Genomic DNA, 17019 nt, shown 5'->3' with positions numbered 1-17019 from the left:
TTTATCGCCACAATCTGAACCGCGCCTTTCGGGGCGCGGTTTTTCTTTCTGTGGTTCCGTGACCGATCAGAAGATTAGGATGTCATCCGCAATCGATTCGGCGGTCAGCCCATTGCCAACGACGGTGATCTTGTCGCCGTTTCCGAAATCGATGATCACGCCATTCGCCGCCTCGCGAATGAAATTGTCGTAGAACCGGGCGACATTGTTGCCGATCAGGGCATCATCGATCACCAGCCGGTCGAAGCCCGATTGATAATCGACGATCCGGTCGGCGCCATGCCCCCGGTGAAAGACAAAGCTGTCGGCCCCGGTCCCGCCGCGCAGCACATCCGCGCCGGACCCGCCGATCAAGGTGTCGTTGCCTGCTGCGCCGACAAGCGTGTCATTGCCGGCACCGCCGACCAGCCAGTCATTCCCGGCACCGCCGTTCAGACTGTCCGCATCAAACTCACCCAGCAACGTATCATTGCCCGCGCCGCCGTTCAGGACATCCCGGCCCACACCGCCATGCATCAGGTCGTTGCCGTCGCCGCCCTCCAGACGGTCATTCCCGGCCTGACCATAAAGAAAGTCATCGCCACCAGCGCCGCGCAGCACGTCATTCCCGGTGCCGCCAAACAGCCGGTCGCGACCGATGCCGCCATCCAGCGTGTCATGCCCGCCGCCCCCGGTCATCCAGTCATCACCGGCATAGCCGTAAGCCACGTCATTCGCGGCCCCCAAACGAAAATCATCCGCCCGGACCGTGCCCGTCACCGTCGCCCCGCCCGGCTTCGAGCGCACAACCAGGCCGTTGAAATCATCATCAAGCCAATCGGCGCGCGGATCATTCTCGATCCGCGGAATCGGTTCGCGAATCGTCGAAAAGCGGCCATTGTCGATCTGCGGATTGCCGGTGGTCGCGCCGAAATTCTGCGTCACCATGACGACGGTATGGCCGTCGAAATTCCCCAGTTCCAGCCCGATGCCGATATGTTCCAGCTTCGGATCGACAATATTCTTATAGTGGTCGGGGCTGTTTAGCAGATTGCGATGAATCGTGCGGATCTCATCGCGCAGATCCGCTTCGCCGCTCACCCCGAGATAGGCGATATTCTCACGGGTGCTCCAGCTTTGACCGACCATCGGGTAACCGGCATCCTCGATCCGCTCGGACGCCCTGCTGCCGCCCCTTCCGGTATGGGAGAACACATCCGCCGCCAGCATCCAACTGGTATGCGCGTCCGCCGAATCATTCAGCGATTTCGCGATCTGAAGCGGCTGAAGTCCAAGATCCTTGCGAGTCGTATTTACCAAACTGACAAAATAACGTTCGTAAGTTGTGGCAAAGCTCATCTGAATATCCAGTCATGGGAAGAACCTGCACAGAATATCCGAACAGCCCCCAGTTTGCATGGGGTATTTGCCCTGACGCGGCAGCGATCTGCTTTCAGTTTTACGGAAATCGCGCCGCCGGGGCTTAGACCCCGCGCAGCGCGATCACCGCGTTCAGCCCGCCAAAAGCAAATGCGTTGGAAAGAACCGCGTCCACTTTGGCCTCGCGCGCCTCATTTGGCACCACGTCCAGCGCACATTCAGGGTCCTGTTCCTGATAGCCGATGGTGGGCGCAATAATGCCCTCGCGCAGCGCCATGATGCAGGCCAGCAATTCGACCGCACCAGTGCCGCCAATCAGATGGCCGTGCATCGATTTGGTCGATGAGATCATCAGCCGGTCGGCGTGATGGCCGAAAGCATGGGCGACGGCGGCGCATTCGGTCTTGTCATTCGCCGCAGTGCCGGTGCCGTGGGCGTTGATATAACCGATCTGATCCGGGTTCAGCCCGGCATCGCGCATCGCCCCGGTGATTGCGCGCTCGGCCCCTTGGGCAGAGGGCATTACAATGTCCTGCGCGTCCGAGGACATGGCGAACCCCACCACCTCGGCCAGAATATCGGCACCACGGGCGCGGGCATGGTCGTAATCCTCGAAAACGAAAACCCCGGCACCCTCGCCCTGCACCATGCCGTTGCGATTGGCGCTGAAGGGGCGGCAGGCATCCTTCGACATGACCCGCAGACCCTCCCACGCCTTGACGCCGCCAAAGCACAACATCGCCTCGGACCCGCCGGTCAGCATGACCTGCGCCGCGCCAGAGCGGACCATCTGAAAGGCAAGGCCCATCGCGTGATTAGAGCTGGCGCAGGCGGTGGCCACGGTGAAGGCCGGGCCGCGCAGACCGTATTCCATGCTGAGATGGCTGGCGGCGGCATTGTTCATCAGCTTCGGGACGACGAAGGGGTGAACGCGGTTCTTGCCCTCTTCATAGACGGCCCGGTAATTCTCGTCCCAGGTATTCAGCCCGCCCCCGGCGGTGCCCAGCACGACGCCCGCTGACAGACCAAGCGCACCCTCGAAATCCAGACCGGATTGCGCCACCGCCTGCTTGGCGGCCAGCAAGGTGAACTGGGTGAATTTATCGTAAAGCAGGATTTGCTGCCGGTTAAAGTAATCCTCGGCCCGCCAGTCATGAACCTGCGCGCCGATCTGGATCGACAACCGCTCGACATCGCGGAAATCAAGCTGGCTGATGCCGGAACGCCCCTCGCGAAACGCCTGAAGCGTGGTTTCGACATCATGGCCCAAGGCATTGATCGTGCCCGCCCCGGTGATCACGACACGGCGCAGACCGCTGCGTGCCTCACCCCCACTGGCCGCAGCGGTCTTGCGCGTCGCGGCCTTCTTTCTGGTCTTCTTGTCGGTCATGCGGCCTTCTGGGCGACAAGGCGTTCAACCGCCGCGATGATCGTGCCCATATTCGAGATGTCGAATTCGGATTTCGAGGGTTCGTTGGCGTTGAAGGGAATCGAGATGTCGAATTCCTCTTCCAGCGCGAAGATCGATTCCACCAGTCCCAGACTGTCGATGCCCAGTTCCTCGGGCGTCGATTCGTCGGTGACCTGGTCCGGTTCCAGCATCGCCTGTTCGGCGATGATTTCCTTGATGCGGTTCTTGATCGTGTCGGTCATGAAGCCTCCTGTTCAGCCCTTTTCCAACAGTCGTGTAACAGTTTCCTGAAGCTTTGCCAGTTGTTGTGCAAAACGTGGAAGCCTGCGCATGGCTTTCTGGATCTCCAACTGGGTCTCCATTTTGACCGCCGGATTGCCCAGCACGACCCGACCCGCAGGCACGCGGGTAAAGATCTTGCTGGCACCGCCGGCGATCACGTCATCGCCGACTTCGATATTGTCGCTGACCCCGACCTTCCCGGCCAGAACCACGCGGTTTCCGATCTTGGACGATCCCGCAATGCCCACCTGCGAGCAAAGCAGACAATCCTCGCCCACCACGACATTATGCGCCACCATGACAAGATTATCGACCTTTGTCCCCGATCCGATGCGGGTGGCGCGGATCGTGCCGCGGTCGATGGTGGCATTCGCGCCGATCTCGACATCGTCGCCGATCTCGACCCCGCCCAGCGAATGAATGCGGGTCCAGTGCTGTTCCTTGATCGCATCGCGCGCGCCAAGAGTGCGGCGAATCTCTTCGATCCCCGATTCCTCGGGCGTGACGAAGGAAAAGCCGTCGCCGCCGATCACTGCGCCGGATTGGACGATGATGCGAAGGCCGATGGTGACGCCATGCGCAATCCGCGCGCCGGGATGGATCAATGCGTCATCGCCGATGACGGTGCCGCGCCCGATCGAGACATGCGCACCGATACGCGCATTCCGCCCGATACGGACCTTGGCGCCGATCACCACGAACGGCCCGATCGCCGCAGCCTCGCCGATTTCGGCCGAGGGATCGATGACTGCGCTTGGATGAATGCCGGGCGCGATCTCGGGGCCGGGATCGAACGCCCGGGTCAGGCCCGCCATCAACAGGCGCGGACGCGGCGCAAAGATCGCGGCGCGCAGTCCGTAAGCCTGGGGCTCCATCCCGTCGGCCAGAATGGCGATGCTGCCGGGTTGCAGGCTTTCCGCATATTTCGGCGCCATTGCCAGCGCGATCACGCCCCCGTTCGGCCCGACCGGAGAGGTCGCCGCAGGTTCGGCCGCGCCGGTCACCTTCAGGTCAAGCTCTCCCCAGCCTCGCGCATCAAGCGCGCGGGCAAGATCGCCGACGGTCACTGAAACTTCTGCAGACATGAGCGCCCCCTTTCAGGAAGCGACTTAATGATTCAGCGCCGCCAAATCCAGCCCGGCATCCTGCATCGCCTGCCACAACACCGCGTCACGGCCATAGACATCCTCGAACATGCGGATCTGACCGCTCTCATCTGGGAAGGCGGTGAAATAGACCAGATGCACCGGCACGTTCGGCGTCAGCGCCAGCCATTGCTCGCGTCCGCTGTCCAAAGCGCGCTGGAACATGGCCTGCGGATTGTCGGTCTGCTGCGACAGAAGCTGATAGGCCAGATCGAACGGATCGCCGATACGGATACAGCCATTCGAATTGGCGCGGGCGCGGTTCTGGAACAGATGCTTCGTCGGTGTATCGTGCAGATAGATGTTCCACGGATTGGGGAAAATGAACTTCACCAGCCCAAGCGCATTGTCGTCGCTGGGCTGCTGACGCAACCGATACGGGAAATTCGAGGCATTGTAGCGCGAGAAATCGATCCGGCTGCGCGGGATGACATTCCCGGCGCCGTCAACGACCTCAAGATGCCCGACCGCGTTCCGGTTGGCCTGCAGCTTCGGCAGATAATCCCGCACGGTCATCGAGCGCGGGACATTCCAGCGCGGATTGACCACCACATATTCCATCTGGTCGGAAAATTCGGGCGTCTCGTAATCGGGTCCGGTCTTGCCGACGACGGTGCGGGTCTGGAACACCTCATGCCCGTTATCGATGATCCGGGCGGTATATTCCGGGATATTCACCCAGACATGGCGCGCAGTCAGGTCTTCGCTGGCCAGCCAGCGCATCCGCTCCAGCGACATCAGGATCGCTCGGTTGCGGCGGTCATCGGCGATATCACCGTTCAGATGACGGATCGTGTTCGGCCCCGCCACCCCGTCATTCGGCAAACCCACAGCCGCCTGATAATCCGCCACAGCACGCGACAGCGCCTCGTCATACAGTGCGGGATCGCCTGCGGGGGCGGTAAAGCCGATGCTTTCCAGACGCGCGCGCAGCGGCACGACACCCTCGCCACGGACACCGATGCGCCACACAGCTTCGGGCGCGCGGGGCAGATTGGCGGGCACGACCAGCCGGTCGCCGCCATTCAGCGCGCGCTGCAACGCCAGATAGGCCGGGTGGTGCGGCTGCAGATCGATCAGGAAACGCGCGGGATCGGGCGATGCGGCGAAATCCTGCATCAGCATGTCGAGACGCGGGCGCGTCACCTGTCGCTTGATCTCGTTGCTGACCGATGACGGGCGCAGCACGCCGCCGGTCATGTCATTCATGTAGCGCCACAGGATCAGCGCCTGCCGGATCTCGGCATCGGCATTCTGCGCCTTGGTCGCCAACTGATCCGGGGTATAGCGGGATGTCGGCAGACCATGCGAAGGCGCCGTCGATACGGCAGCCAGCACCGCTTCGCGATACCTGTCCCCGTCCTCGCCCGAGAACAGCGGGCTCAGCCCGTTGCCGCCATAGAATGATGCCAGATCCGCATTTCCCGCAGCCGCCTGGGCCAAGGCCATCTCTGACGCCGAAAACTCAAGACGTGGCGCGGATGCAACCGCTATTCCGGTCTGTTGCTGCGCGGTCGAAATCTCGGCGGCATAAAATGACGCCGCCAAGGCGACCATCGCAGCCAATCCCACCCTGCTCATGGACTGCCCTCATTGAAATCGCTTTCATTATGCCAGCAGCTTCGCCCTGCCGGAACTGCCCGTGATCATCGGCGGAAATTCGCCCGACAGCCTGTGACGCGAAGAACACAGCCCGCGCCCTTCATGCAACAACCAGAAGGTGATCGGCGGAAATTCGCGCATCTTCATGATATCCTTGGAACCCGGCCAAGATTTTCTTTCTGGCCGCACAGGATTTTGACATATTGTTAATCAGTCGGGAGTAACCCGGCAAAGCCGTGTTCGAAGAAAACGGCGCAAGAACGAAGCAGGACAGGCGATCTGACATGACAATTGACCTACTCTCCCGCAGGGGCGTTCTGGGAGCGTTTGCGGCGACAACGGTGGCAGCAGCCCCGGTGATGGCAAACGCATTCGGTTTTCTCCGTGGCGCGGGCGACATGCGGCGAATCCGCATGTATTCGGGCAGAACCGGGGAAAGCATCGACACAGTTTACTGGGTCGATGGCAAATACATCCGCGAAGCCCTGAATGAAATCAACGTCTTCATGCGCGACTGGCGCTCGGGCGAAGCGATCGGGATCGATCCTCGCGCGGTTGACGTTGCTGCAGCCTCGCACCGGCTGCTGCAGACCAACGAACCTTACATGATGCTGTCGGGCTATCGCTCGCCGCGGACCAACGCCATGCTGCGTCGCAGTTCCGGCGGAGTGGCGCGCAACTCGCTGCACATGGTCGGCAAGGCCGCCGATCTGCGGCTGCGCTCGCGTTCGGTGAACCAGATGTATAACGCCGCAGCCTCGTGCCGGGCTGGCGGAGTTGGAAAATATTCGCGCTCGGACTTCGTGCATATGGATTGCGGCCCGATCCGCACCTGGGGATCCTGAAGCTTCCCCATACGTCAGATTGCCTGTCGCGCTGCCCGCCTGTATGCGGGTGGCGTAATTGTTCATGTGATTCGATGCTCAGGCCAAAACAAGTTTCGCTCCATACGACCCCGGACAAGCTCCACGCAGTCACGCTGCCAGATGCCATTCTACGGCGGAACTGAGCAGTGGGCGTGGTAATGAGTGCTTCCAGTTCCCGCCGATTCCGAACCGCCAAGCGTATTCAGGCCAAAGCCGTCGAACTGGCGATCCGCGACGGCCTGACCAATACCACGACCGAGGCCATCGCCCGCGAATCCGGCATCAGCACCCGCACATTCTTCAATTACTATCCCTACAAGGAAGCGGCGATCATGGGTCCGCCGCCCGATTATCCTGCCGAAGCGGCAGAGCAATTCGTGGCCGCCAAGGGTCGGTTGATCGACGATCTGAACGTGTTCATCGCCGCCCATCTGCGCCGTTTTCTGGACGAGCGGCAGATGGTGAAGCACATTTTCGAACTGGCGCTGACCGATGCCAAGCTGATCGCCTTGCGCAACAGCGCCATTCTGGCTCGCCGCTCGCAGATGCATGAATTGCTGGCGCGGCGCATGCCTTCGGTCGATGAGGTGCAGATCGAGATTCTGTCCTCGGCGATCATCGCGGCGACGAACAAGGCGACGAAGGACTGGGCTAACGGTCAGATTGATGACTTCACCGCCGCCGCGCTGAAAAACATTCAGGCGATCCTGCCCTCTGCCGATCTTCTGAACAAGCAAAGCCGCTGATCAGACCGCCAGCATCCGCCGGTAAAGGTTATCCAGAAACGCCCCGGCCTCGGCAAACGGGTCATGCCCCGGTCCCAGAACCGCGCGGACCTGCACGTCGAAATCGGCATAATGCTGGGTCATTGCCCAGATCGAGAAGATCAGGTGATGCGGATCGACCGGCGCCAGACGCCCCTGATCCATCCAGCCGCGCAGCGTCGTCACCGCCTTGCCGACCAGATCGCGCAACTCCCCTGACAGGATAGATTCAAGCTGCGGCGCGCCTTCCAGAATTTCATGCGCGAAGAGCCTGCTTTCTCGCGGAAAATCCCGCGACATGATCAGCTTATCCCGCACATATTGAAGCACTTCCTCAAGCGGCTCACCGTTCGGATCAAGCTGCTGCAACGGCGTCAGCCATGTCTCCAGCAGGCGGGTCAGCAGCGTCTGATAGATTTCGTCCTTCGAGCGAAAGTAATACAGCACGTTCGGCTTTGACAGGCTGGCCGCTTCGGCGATCTGATCGATGGTCGCGCCACGAAAGCCGTTCGAGGAAAAGGCCGACAGCGCTGCTTCAAGAATCAGGTCGCGATTCTTTTGCTGGATCCGGGTTGGCTTGGGCTCTGGTTCCATATTCATCCTTGTCCCCCGCCCGTTCATGCGTCAGATCTTCGCAACTGGCCAGACGGTAAGCAGCCCATGCGCGACATACCGATGACAATGCTTGACTGCCAATTGCTCCGTGCTAGCCTGATCCTGACCGTTTGGTCAATAATCCACGAGGTTTAGCCCCATGCCACTCGACCGCAAAGCCGTTCCGAACGATCTTCGCGCCTTCTGGATGCCGTTCACGTCGAACCGTCAGTTCAAATCCGCGCCGCGGATGTTGGTTTCGGCAAAGGACATGCATTACACCACGGCGGATGGCCGACAGATCCTTGACGGCACTGCGGGCCTTTGGTGCTGCAATGCCGGTCATTGTCGCCCGAAGATCACCGAAGCGGTGCAGGCGCAGGTCGCGGAGCTTGATTACGCTCCGGCCTTCCAGATGGGTCATCCGCTGGCATTCGAGCTGGCGAACCGGATCGTGGACATCGCGCCGGACGGAATCGATCACGTCTTTTACTGCAACTCTGGCAGCGAAGCCGTTGATACGGCGCTGAAAATTGCGCTGGCCTATCACCGTGCGCGCGGCGATGCGGCTCGGACTCGGCTGATCGGGCGGGAACGCGGTTATCATGGCGTGGGCTTCGGCGGCATCTCGGTCGGTGGCATCGTGAACAACCGCCGGTTCTTCGGCAGCCTGCTGACCGGCGTGGACCACCTGCCCCATACCCACCTGCCCGAGAACGCCTTTACCAAGGGCCAGCCCGAAAACGGTGCCAATCTGGCGGATGAGCTGGAGCGGATCGTGGCCCTGCATGGCGCCGACACCATCGCCGCCGTCATCGTCGAGCCGATGGCCGGATCGACCGGGGTGCTGCTGCCGCCGAAAGGCTATCTGCAACGCCTGCGCGACATCACCAAAAAGCACGGCATCCTGCTGATCTTCGATGAGGTCATCACCGGCTTCGGCCGCCTTGGCAGCCCCTTCGCCGCCCAGCATTTCGGCGTCGTGCCGGACATGATCACCTGCGCCAAGGGCCTGACCAATGGCGTCATTCCGATGGGCGCGGTCCTGACCAGCGCCGCCATCCACGACGCCTTCATGCAAGGCCCGGAACATGTGATCGAGCTGTTCCACGGCTATACCTATTCCGGCAACCCGGTCGCCTGCGCTGCGGGGATCGCCACGCTTGAGACCTATCAGGACGAGGGACTGCTGACCCGCGCCGCCCAGTTGGAGAGTCACTGGCAAGAGGCGCTGCACAGCCTGAAGGGCCTGCCCAATGTCATCGACATCCGCAATATGGGCCTGATCGGCGCGGTCGAGTTACAAGGCATCGACGGAGAGCCGGGCAAGCGCGGCTTTGACGCCTTCGTGCGGGCCTATGAGGCCGGGATTCTGATCCGGGTGACCGGCGACATCATCGCCATGTCGCCGCCGCTGATCATCTCGGAAGCGCAGATCGACGAGTTGATCGGAAAACTGGCCGAGGTGCTTAAATCGACGGCATGACGTCCGGTCACGCCGCGCGACATACGGGCGGCGGCTTTCCTGACAGCATGAAAAGGGAAAGCTAAGCCCGCCGCCCATCCAGCCGACCCTGCGACAAGACGGGGCGGCAAGACAGGAAGGATCGAAGATGACCGATGCAAGCGGAACGGCTGCGGCTGCCAATATGAAGGTCGATGGCGACCGTCTGTGGGACAGCCTGATGCAGATGGCCAAGATCGGCCCCGGCATCGCAGGCGGCAATAACCGCCAGACCCTCACCGATGCCGATGCCGAAGGCCGGACGCTGTTTCGCCAGTGGTGCGAAGATGCGGGCATGGTCATGGGGCTGGACCGCATGGGCAATATGTTCATGCGCCATGAGGGTCAGGAGCCGGACCTCGATCCGGTCTATATCGGCAGTCATCTGGATACGCAGCCGACCGGCGGCAAATATGACGGTGTTCTGGGCGTTTTGGCCGGGCTGGAGGTGATCCGCTCGATCCGCGATCTGGGCATTCAAACCCGCCGCCCCATCGTCGTCACCAACTGGACCAACGAGGAAGGCGCGCGGTTTGCGCCTGCCATGCTTGCCTCAGGCGTGTTTGCCGGGGTGCTGACCGAGGATTATGCCAACGGCCGGGTCGATGCCGAGGGCAAGAGTTTTGGCGATGAACTGGACCGGATCGGCTGGCGCGGCGACGAAGTGCCGGGCGATCGCCGCATCCACGCGATGTTCGAATATCACATCGAACAGGGCCCGATCCTTGAGGCCGAGGACAAGCAGATCGGTGTTGTCACCCATGGCCAAGGGCTGTGGTGGCTGGAGGTGACGCTGACCGGCAAGGACGCGCATACCGGCTCGACCCCGATGAACATGCGGGTGAATGCGGGCCTTGGCATGGCGCGGATCATCGAACTGGTGCATCGCGTGGCGATGGAGCATCAGCCGAATGCGGTGGGCGCGGTTGGTCAGGCGAATGTCTGGCCGAACAGCCGCAACGTGATCCCCGGCAAGGCGGTCTTCACCATCGATATCAGGTCGCCTGAACTGGCGAAGCTGACCTCGATGCGGTCAGAGATCGAAGCGGGCGCGGCGGAGATCGCAGCGGAGCTTGGCCTTGGCATCGGGATCGAACCTGTCGGGCATTTCGATCCGGTGGCCTTTGATCCGCGGCTGGTGGGTATCGTTCGCGGCAATGCCGAGCGGTTGGGCTATTCCCACATGGATATTGTCTCGGGCGCTGGTCACGACGCCTGCTGGATCAACAAGGTCGCACCGACGGTGATGATCATGTGCCCCTGCGTGGACGGGCTAAGCCACAATGAGGCGGAAGAGATCAGCCCGGAATGGGCGGCGGCGGGCGCGGATGTGCTGCTGCATTCGGTGCTGGAGGCGGCAGAGATTGTCCGCTGACGCGGACGGAAGCCGGGGCGCCTGCCCCGGACCCCGGGGATATTTGCGTGAAGAAGAAGGGATGCGGACATGAGCACGGTCATCAGGAACGGAACCATCGTCACCGCCGATCTGACCTATAAGGCGGATGTGCTGATCGAGGGCGGCAGGATCGCCGCGATTGGTGAGGGGCTGGTGGGTGACGAGGTTCTGGATGCGACCGGCTGCTATGTGATGCCCGGTGGGATCGATCCGCATACGCACTTGGAGATGCCTTTCATGGGCACCTATTCTGCCGATGATTTCGAAAGCGGCACCCGGGCGGCTTTGGCCGGGGGCACGACGATGGTGGTGGATTTCGCCCTGCCCTCGCCCGGTCAGGGTCTGCTGGATGCGTTGCAGATGTGGGACAACAAGTCGGGCCGGGCGCATTGCGACTACAGCTTCCACATGGCTGTGACATGGTGGGGCGAGCAGGTCTTTGACGAGATGGAGGCCGTGGTGAAGCGCGGCATCACCAGTTTCAAGCATTTCATGGCCTATAAGGGCGCCTTGATGGTGAACGATGACGAGTTGTTCGCCAGCTTCCGTCGGGTCGGCGATCTTGGCGGGGTGGCGATGGTTCATGCCGAGAACGGCGATGTGGTCGCCGAATTGTCGGCGCGGCTTCTGGCCGAGGGCAATACCGGCCCCGAGGCGCATGCCTATTCGCGCCCGCCTCAGGTCGAGGGCGAGGCGACCAACCGGGCGATCATGGTCGCGGATATGGCGGGTGTGCCGCTATATGTGGTCCATGTTTCCTGCGAGGATAGCCACGAGGCGATCCGGCGCGCGCGTCAACAGGGCAAGCGGGTTTGGGGCGAGCCGCTGATCCAGCATCTGACGCTGGATGAGAGCGAATATTTCAACACCGACTGGGACCATGCCGCGCGCCGGGTGATGTCGCCGCCGTTCCGCAACAAGCTGCATCAGGACAGCCTGTGGGCCGGGCTGCAATCGGGCAGTCTGTCGGTCGTGGCGACCGATCATTGCGCCTTCACCACCGAGCAGAAACGCTATGGCGTCGGCGATTTCACCAAGATCCCGAATGGCACCGGCGGGCTTGAGGACCGGATGCCGATGCTGTGGACGCATGGCGTGGGGACCGGGCGGCTGACTCCGAATGAATTCGTGGCGGCGACCTCGACCAATATCGCGAAGATATTGAACATGTATCCGAAGAAGGGGGCGGTGCTGGTCGGTGCGGATGCCGATCTGGTGGTCTGGGATCCCGAGGCCGAGAAGGTGATCGGCGCGGGCAGTCAGCAATCCGCCATTGATTACAACGTTTTCGAGGGTCAGAAGGTGAAGGGCCTGCCGCGCTATACGCTGAGCCGTGGGGTGGTGGCGTTTGCGGATGGCAAGATTGAGAGCCCCGAGGGGCATGGCGAATTCGTGGCGCGAGAGCCGCGCGGAACGGTGAACCGGGCACTGTCGGCGTGGAAGGAACTGACCTCGCCACGGCCGGTGGAGCGGACGGGTATTCCGGCAAGCGGGGTGTGAATTGGAAGACGACAAATTATACAGACTTGTTGGCGAGCTTGCGCTCAAGCTAGCAGCGTTTGAAGCGACATGTGACCATCTATTGTTTCAAGTCGTCAACAAAGCCGACAAATCTCTAGCGTTATCCATTGGAAAACGCCCTATCGACGCGACCTCCAGAGCAGGGGCGGTAATAAAAACCTTGCGCGACGTAATAGAATTTCAACTTCCAATCGAAAAAAGCAGTTTCTCTGATTACGACGGATTGGAAACGTTCATGCTGGCTCTTAGCGACATGCGCAATGCCATCCTCCATTCATCATTGTTCTTTATTGAAGAGAATAGCGTAGATCGAATTTTTAATTTTTCTCGAATCGGAAATAAAGGATTAAAGGCGCTTAACGGTAAGGAATATGACAACATCATAAAGAAATATCATGAGACAGGTCTATCAGCCAAAATTTTAGAAATCGACAATGCTCAAATTTTAATAGAACTGGCGATAGCTGCATTTCAATGGCAATGTAGTGGATGGAATGAGATGGAGCTTGAACGGGGCAAGCCTATCGTCTTTCGCCATCTAGATTTTAGACATAGAATTAAGAAGATGGCCTCCCACGATAATCCTTTTGTGAATTAAAGTATGAAGAATCATCTCCCCGTCATCCACGCCGATAATATCAGCCTGACCTTTCAGACCGCGGACGGTCCGGTCCATGCGCTGAAAGATGTCAGCCTGACCATCAATCAGGGCGATTTCGTCAGCTTCATCGGGCCTTCGGGGTGCGGCAAGACCACCTTTCTTCGCACCATCGCCGCTTTGGAGACGCCGACCGGCGGTGTGCTGGACGTGAACGGGATGACGCCCGATCAGGCGCGGAAGGCGCGCGCCTATGGCTATGTGTTTCAGGCGCCGGGGCTTTATCCGTGGCGGACGATTGCCGGGAATATCTCGCTGCCGTTGGAGATCATGGGTTTTGCCAAAGCCGACCGGAAGCAGCGGATCGCGCGGGTGCTGGATCTGGTGGAACTCGGCGGGTTCGGGGGCAAGTTTCCGTGGCAGCTTTCGGGCGGGATGCAGCAGCGGGCAAGCATCGCGCGGGCCTTGGCCTTTGACGCCGATATCCTGCTGATGGATGAGCCTTTCGGCGCATTGGATGAGATCGTCCGCGACCGTCTGAACGAGGCTCTGCTGGAACTTTGGCGCAAGACCCGCAAGACCATCGGGTTCGTCACCCACTCGATCCCCGAGGCGGTGTATCTGTCCACCAAGATCGTGGTGATGAGCCCGCGTCCGGGGCGGATCACCAAGATCATCGACAGCCCCCTGCCCGCCGAACGCCCGCTGGAAATCCGCGACACGCCGGAATTCATCGCGCTGGCCCATGAGGTGCGCGAAGGGCTGCGTGAGGGGCATGGTTATGACTGAGATCGCGATGCCAGCCCCGGCAGACGGGTTCCTGCGCCGCGGCGTCGGGGCGGCGCTGCCGGTTCTGACGGTGCTGCTGGCAATCATCGTCATCTGGTATCTGGCGGCTGTCTGGATGAACGCGCAATGGGTGCAGGATCAGGCGGCGCGCGCCGGGACCGAGGTGGGTTTCGGCGATCTGGTGCGGCAGACGCTGACGCAGGATCGCCCGGTTTTGCCCGCGCCGCATCAGGTGGCGATCGGCTGGTGGGACGGGGTGTTCGGGCAGAAGATCACCTCGAAACGCTCGCTGGTTTATCATGGCTGGATCACGCTGTCGGCGACCTTGGCGGGGTTCGGGATCGGCACGGTCGCGGGCATTCTGCTGGCGGTGGGCATCGTGCATAACCGGGCGATGGATCAATCAGTGATGCCTTGGGCCATCGCCAGCCAAAGCGTGCCGATCCTTGCGATTGCGCCGATGGTGATCGTGGTTTTTGCCAGTGCCGGAGTGACCGGGCTGCTGCCCAAGGCGATCATTGCGGCGTGGCTTTCGTTCTTTCCGGTGCTGGTCGGCATGGTGAAGGGACTGCGGACCCCCGATGCGATGCAGCTTGATCTGATGCGAAGCTGGAATGCCTCGCCCCGGCAGCGGTTCTGGCGGCTGAGGCTGCCAAGCTCTCTGCCCTATCTGTTTGCCAGTCTGAAGGTGGCGATTGCGGCGGCTTTGGTCGGGACCATCGTGGGCGAGCTGCCTGCGGGGGCGACGGCGGGTCTTGGGGCGCGGCTGCTGTCGGGCAGCTATTACGGGCAGACGGTGCAGATCTGGGCGGCCTTGTTCGCGGCGGCGATGCTGGCGGCGGTTCTGGTGATCGTGGTGGGCGTGATCGAGAAAGCCACGCTGACACGGATGGGGTTGGCGCGATGATATTGAGTGCTGCGCCGGTGATGAGGTTCGGTGCGTGTGAACACGCACCCTACAGTGGTATTGCAAAGCCGGGGGCAGCGCCCGCACGAGATGGGGGCGGCTTAGCATGTTGAACGCCCTGCCCATCCTTGCGGTCTGGCTTGGGGCCTGGGGCCTCAATACCTGGCTGTCGCGGCTGAATACGCGGACCACGCGCATCCTCGTGCCGCTAATTTTCGGGGTGACGCTGCTGCTGTTGTGGGAGATGATCGTGCGGCTCTATGCGGTGCCTTCGGTCATCCTGCCCGCGCCCAGTCAGATCGGCGCCAGCTTCGTCGCCAATCGCGGCATCCTTTGGGGCGATTTCGTCCAGACGATCCTGAAAGGCGCGCTGAGTGGCTGGATCATCGGCAGCCTTGCCGCCATCGCCACCGCGATTGCCATCGACCGCAGCCCGTTTCTGCAACGCGGCCTGCTGCCAATCGGGAATTTCGTCGCCGCCCTGCCCATTGTCGGCATCGCGCCGATCATGGTCATGTGGTTCGGCTTTGACTGGCAGTCGAAATCCGCCGTCGTCGTGGTGATGGTGTTCTTCCCGATCCTTGTGAACATGGTCGCGGGCCTTGCCGCCACCGACCAGATGCAGCGCGACCAGATGGCCACATGGGCCGCGCCCTATTGGCAGTCGCTGTGGAAATTGCGCATGCCCGCCGCGATGCCGTTCCTGTTCAACGGGCTGAAGATCACCACCACGCTGGCCCTGATCGGCGCGATCGTTGCCGAGTTTTTCGGCAGCCCGACACGCGGCATGGGCTTTCGCATCTCGACCGCCGTGGGGCGGCTGGACCTGCCGCTGGTCTGGGCTGAAATTCTGGCTTCCGCCATTGCGGGAACCTTGTTCTATGGAATTGTCGCGCTGATCGAAAAGAAGGTGACGTTCTGGCACCCGTCACAGCGCGCGGACCGGGGCTGATGCCCCCAACAGGAGAGTGGAAGATGAAGACACTGATGATCGGGGCCGCTGCCCTTGCACTGTCGGTCGGCGCGACCCACGCGCAGGAACTGACCCTGCAACTGAAATGGGTCACGCAGGCGCAGTTCGCGGGCTATTACGTCGCGCTGGACAAGGGCTTTTACGAGGAAGAAGGGCTGGACGTGACCATCCTTGCCGGCGGTCCCGACATCGCGCCGACGCAGGTGCTGGCTGGCGGCGGTGCCGATGTCATCGTCGAATGGATGCCCGCCGCCCTTGCCGCCCGCGAAAAGGGCCTGCCGCTGGTCAATATCGCCCAGCCGTTCAAGCAATCGGGGATGATGCTGACCTGCCTCAAGGAAAGCGGCATCGCCGATCCTACGACCGATTTCGCGGGCAAGACGCTGGGCGTCTGGTTCTCGGGCAACGAATATCCGTTCCTGTCGTGGATGAGCACGCTTGGCCTTTCGACCGAGGGTGGGCCGGATGGCGTGACCGTGTTGAAACAGGGCTTCAACGTCGATCCGCTGCTGCAAAAGCAGGCGGCCTGCATCAGCACCATGACCTATAACGAATATGGTCAGGTGCTGGATGCCGGGATCTCGCCCGACGATCTGGTGACCTTCAAATACGAGGATCAGGGCGTCGCCACGCTGGAAGACGGGCTTTACGTGCTGGAATCGACGCTTGAGGACAGCGCCAAGGTCACCGATCTGGTGAGATTCGTCCGCGCCAGCATGAAGGGTTGGGAATATACCCGCGAAAATCCCGAGGAAGCGGCCGAGATCGTGCTGGAGAATGACGAAACCGGCGCCCAGACGCTTGAGCATCAGGTCCGCATGGCGACCGAGATCGCCAAACTGACCGAGGGCAGCAACGGCACATTGGACGAAGCCGATTATCAGCGGACGGTGGATATCCTGATGGCGGGCGGCTCGGACCCGGTGATTTCCAAAGCGCCGGAGGGGGCGTTCACCACGATGATCACGGATCGCGCCTTCGACTGAGATCGGATCAAAGCGATGCGAAAGGTGGGCGGAGACGCCCCCTTTTTACGTTTCCCGGTCCAGATGGCCCAGTGATCTTTCAGGGTCCATCTGATCGCGGATGCGCTGTTTCAGGGTTCGAATATCGGGAAAGCCGCCATCCTTCTTGCGTTCCCAGATCTCGGTGCCGTCCAAGGTCACGCGAAAGACGCCGCCGCTGTCATCGGGGATGATCGTCACGCGAATATCGGTAGAGAAGGTGGACAGGCATTCCTGCGCATACCAGCCAGCCCGCAAAAGCCAGTTGCAGCCGGTGCAATAGGTGATCTCAAGATGCGCCATA

At 61.3% G+C, this 17019-nt stretch carries 18 protein-coding genes; 10 read left to right on the top strand and 8 right to left on the bottom strand.

Annotated elements, in window-relative coordinates:
* Positions 1-66: 66 nt before the first annotated feature.
* The 6 genes from JJJ17_RS17830 to JJJ17_RS20575 form a co-directional block, all read right to left on the bottom strand.
* On the bottom strand, positions 67-1338 hold the full coding sequence (locus JJJ17_RS17830) for a CAP domain-containing protein (RefSeq protein ID WP_200688913.1): 1272 nt from the start codon (positions 1336-1338) through the stop codon (positions 67-69).
* 124 nt (positions 1339-1462) lie between these two features.
* A complete protein-coding gene (locus JJJ17_RS17825; protein ID WP_200689060.1) occupies positions 1463-2671 on the bottom strand; it encodes a beta-ketoacyl-[acyl-carrier-protein] synthase family protein in 1209 nt (402 codons plus the stop codon).
* A gap of 74 nt (positions 2672-2745) precedes the next feature.
* The gene (locus JJJ17_RS17820) at positions 2746-3012 is read right to left on the bottom strand and encodes an acyl carrier protein (protein ID WP_200688910.1); all 267 of its coding nucleotides are present in this window, start codon (positions 3010-3012) and stop codon (positions 2746-2748) included.
* Between the two features lie 12 nt (positions 3013-3024).
* Entirely contained in the window at positions 3025-4137 is a 1113-nt protein-coding gene (lpxD, locus tag JJJ17_RS17815; RefSeq protein WP_200688909.1) for a UDP-3-O-(3-hydroxymyristoyl)glucosamine N-acyltransferase, read from the bottom strand.
* A gap of 24 nt (positions 4138-4161) precedes the next feature.
* Positions 4162-5778 (bottom strand): L,D-transpeptidase family protein, encoded by a 1617-nt coding sequence (locus JJJ17_RS17810; RefSeq protein ID WP_200688908.1) that lies wholly within the window; start codon positions 5776-5778, stop codon positions 4162-4164.
* Positions 5779-5805: 27 nt separating this feature from the next.
* A complete protein-coding gene (locus JJJ17_RS20575; protein WP_267911158.1) occupies positions 5806-5940 on the bottom strand; it encodes a hypothetical protein in 135 nt (44 codons plus the stop codon).
* A 143-nt stretch (positions 5941-6083) separates the two neighbouring features.
* Between JJJ17_RS20575 and JJJ17_RS17805 the strand changes: the two genes are divergently transcribed.
* Both JJJ17_RS17805 and JJJ17_RS17800 read left to right on the top strand, forming a co-directional pair.
* A complete protein-coding gene (locus JJJ17_RS17805; protein WP_200688907.1) occupies positions 6084-6644 on the top strand; it encodes a YcbK family protein in 561 nt (186 codons plus the stop codon).
* A 179-nt stretch (positions 6645-6823) separates the two neighbouring features.
* Positions 6824-7411 (top strand): TetR/AcrR family transcriptional regulator, encoded by a 588-nt coding sequence (locus tag JJJ17_RS17800; RefSeq protein WP_200688906.1) that lies wholly within the window; start codon positions 6824-6826, stop codon positions 7409-7411.
* Here the strand turns inward: JJJ17_RS17800 and JJJ17_RS17795 are convergent, their stop codons facing one another.
* Positions 7412-8023 (bottom strand): TetR family transcriptional regulator C-terminal domain-containing protein, encoded by a 612-nt coding sequence (locus tag JJJ17_RS17795; RefSeq protein ID WP_200688905.1) that lies wholly within the window; start codon positions 8021-8023, stop codon positions 7412-7414. It abuts the gene before it with no gap.
* A gap of 160 nt (positions 8024-8183) precedes the next feature.
* Between JJJ17_RS17795 and JJJ17_RS17790 the strand changes: the two genes are divergently transcribed.
* From JJJ17_RS17790 to JJJ17_RS17755, 8 genes are all read left to right on the top strand, one after another.
* Entirely contained in the window at positions 8184-9509 is a 1326-nt protein-coding gene (locus JJJ17_RS17790) for an aspartate aminotransferase family protein (protein ID WP_200688904.1), read from the top strand.
* A 127-nt stretch (positions 9510-9636) separates the two neighbouring features.
* Positions 9637-10902, top strand: a complete 1266-nt coding sequence (locus JJJ17_RS17785) for a Zn-dependent hydrolase (protein ID WP_200688902.1) — start codon at positions 9637-9639, stop codon at positions 10900-10902.
* Positions 10903-10971: 69 nt separating this feature from the next.
* Positions 10972-12423 (top strand): dihydropyrimidinase, encoded by a 1452-nt coding sequence (gene hydA / locus JJJ17_RS17780; RefSeq protein ID WP_200688900.1) that lies wholly within the window; start codon positions 10972-10974, stop codon positions 12421-12423.
* A 1-nt stretch (position 12424) separates the two neighbouring features.
* A complete protein-coding gene (locus JJJ17_RS17775) occupies positions 12425-13042 on the top strand; it encodes a hypothetical protein (protein WP_200688898.1) in 618 nt (205 codons plus the stop codon).
* A gap of 3 nt (positions 13043-13045) precedes the next feature.
* Positions 13046-13831: an ABC transporter ATP-binding protein gene (locus JJJ17_RS17770; protein ID WP_200688896.1), complete on the top strand. Its 786-nt coding sequence runs from the start codon at positions 13046-13048 to the stop codon at positions 13829-13831.
* A 7-nt stretch (positions 13832-13838) separates the two neighbouring features.
* Complete coding sequence (locus tag JJJ17_RS17765) at positions 13839-14738, top strand: ABC transporter permease (protein ID WP_200689059.1); 900 nt, start codon at positions 13839-13841, stop codon at positions 14736-14738.
* 106 nt (positions 14739-14844) lie between these two features.
* The gene (locus tag JJJ17_RS17760; RefSeq protein ID WP_200688894.1) at positions 14845-15690 is read left to right on the top strand and encodes an ABC transporter permease; all 846 of its coding nucleotides are present in this window, start codon (positions 14845-14847) and stop codon (positions 15688-15690) included.
* A 23-nt stretch (positions 15691-15713) separates the two neighbouring features.
* Positions 15714-16697 carry an ABC transporter substrate-binding protein gene (locus JJJ17_RS17755; RefSeq protein ID WP_200688892.1) on the top strand — a complete coding sequence of 328 codons (984 nt, stop codon included), beginning with the start codon at positions 15714-15716 and terminating at the stop codon, positions 16695-16697.
* A 45-nt stretch (positions 16698-16742) separates the two neighbouring features.
* On the opposite strand, the gene JJJ17_RS17750 is transcribed toward JJJ17_RS17755, so the two are convergent.
* On the bottom strand, positions 16743-17018 hold the full coding sequence (locus tag JJJ17_RS17750; RefSeq protein ID WP_200688890.1) for a SelT/SelW/SelH family protein: 276 nt from the start codon (positions 17016-17018) through the stop codon (positions 16743-16745).
* Between the last annotated feature and the right edge of the window lies 1 nt (position 17019).

The organism is Paracoccus caeni (genome assembly GCF_016629665.1).
Taxonomy (GTDB): Bacteria; Pseudomonadota; Alphaproteobacteria; order Rhodobacterales; family Rhodobacteraceae; genus Paracoccus; species Paracoccus caeni.
The sequence above is the reverse complement of the archived record's forward strand: the minus strand, read 5'-3'. Positions and strand labels throughout refer to the sequence as shown.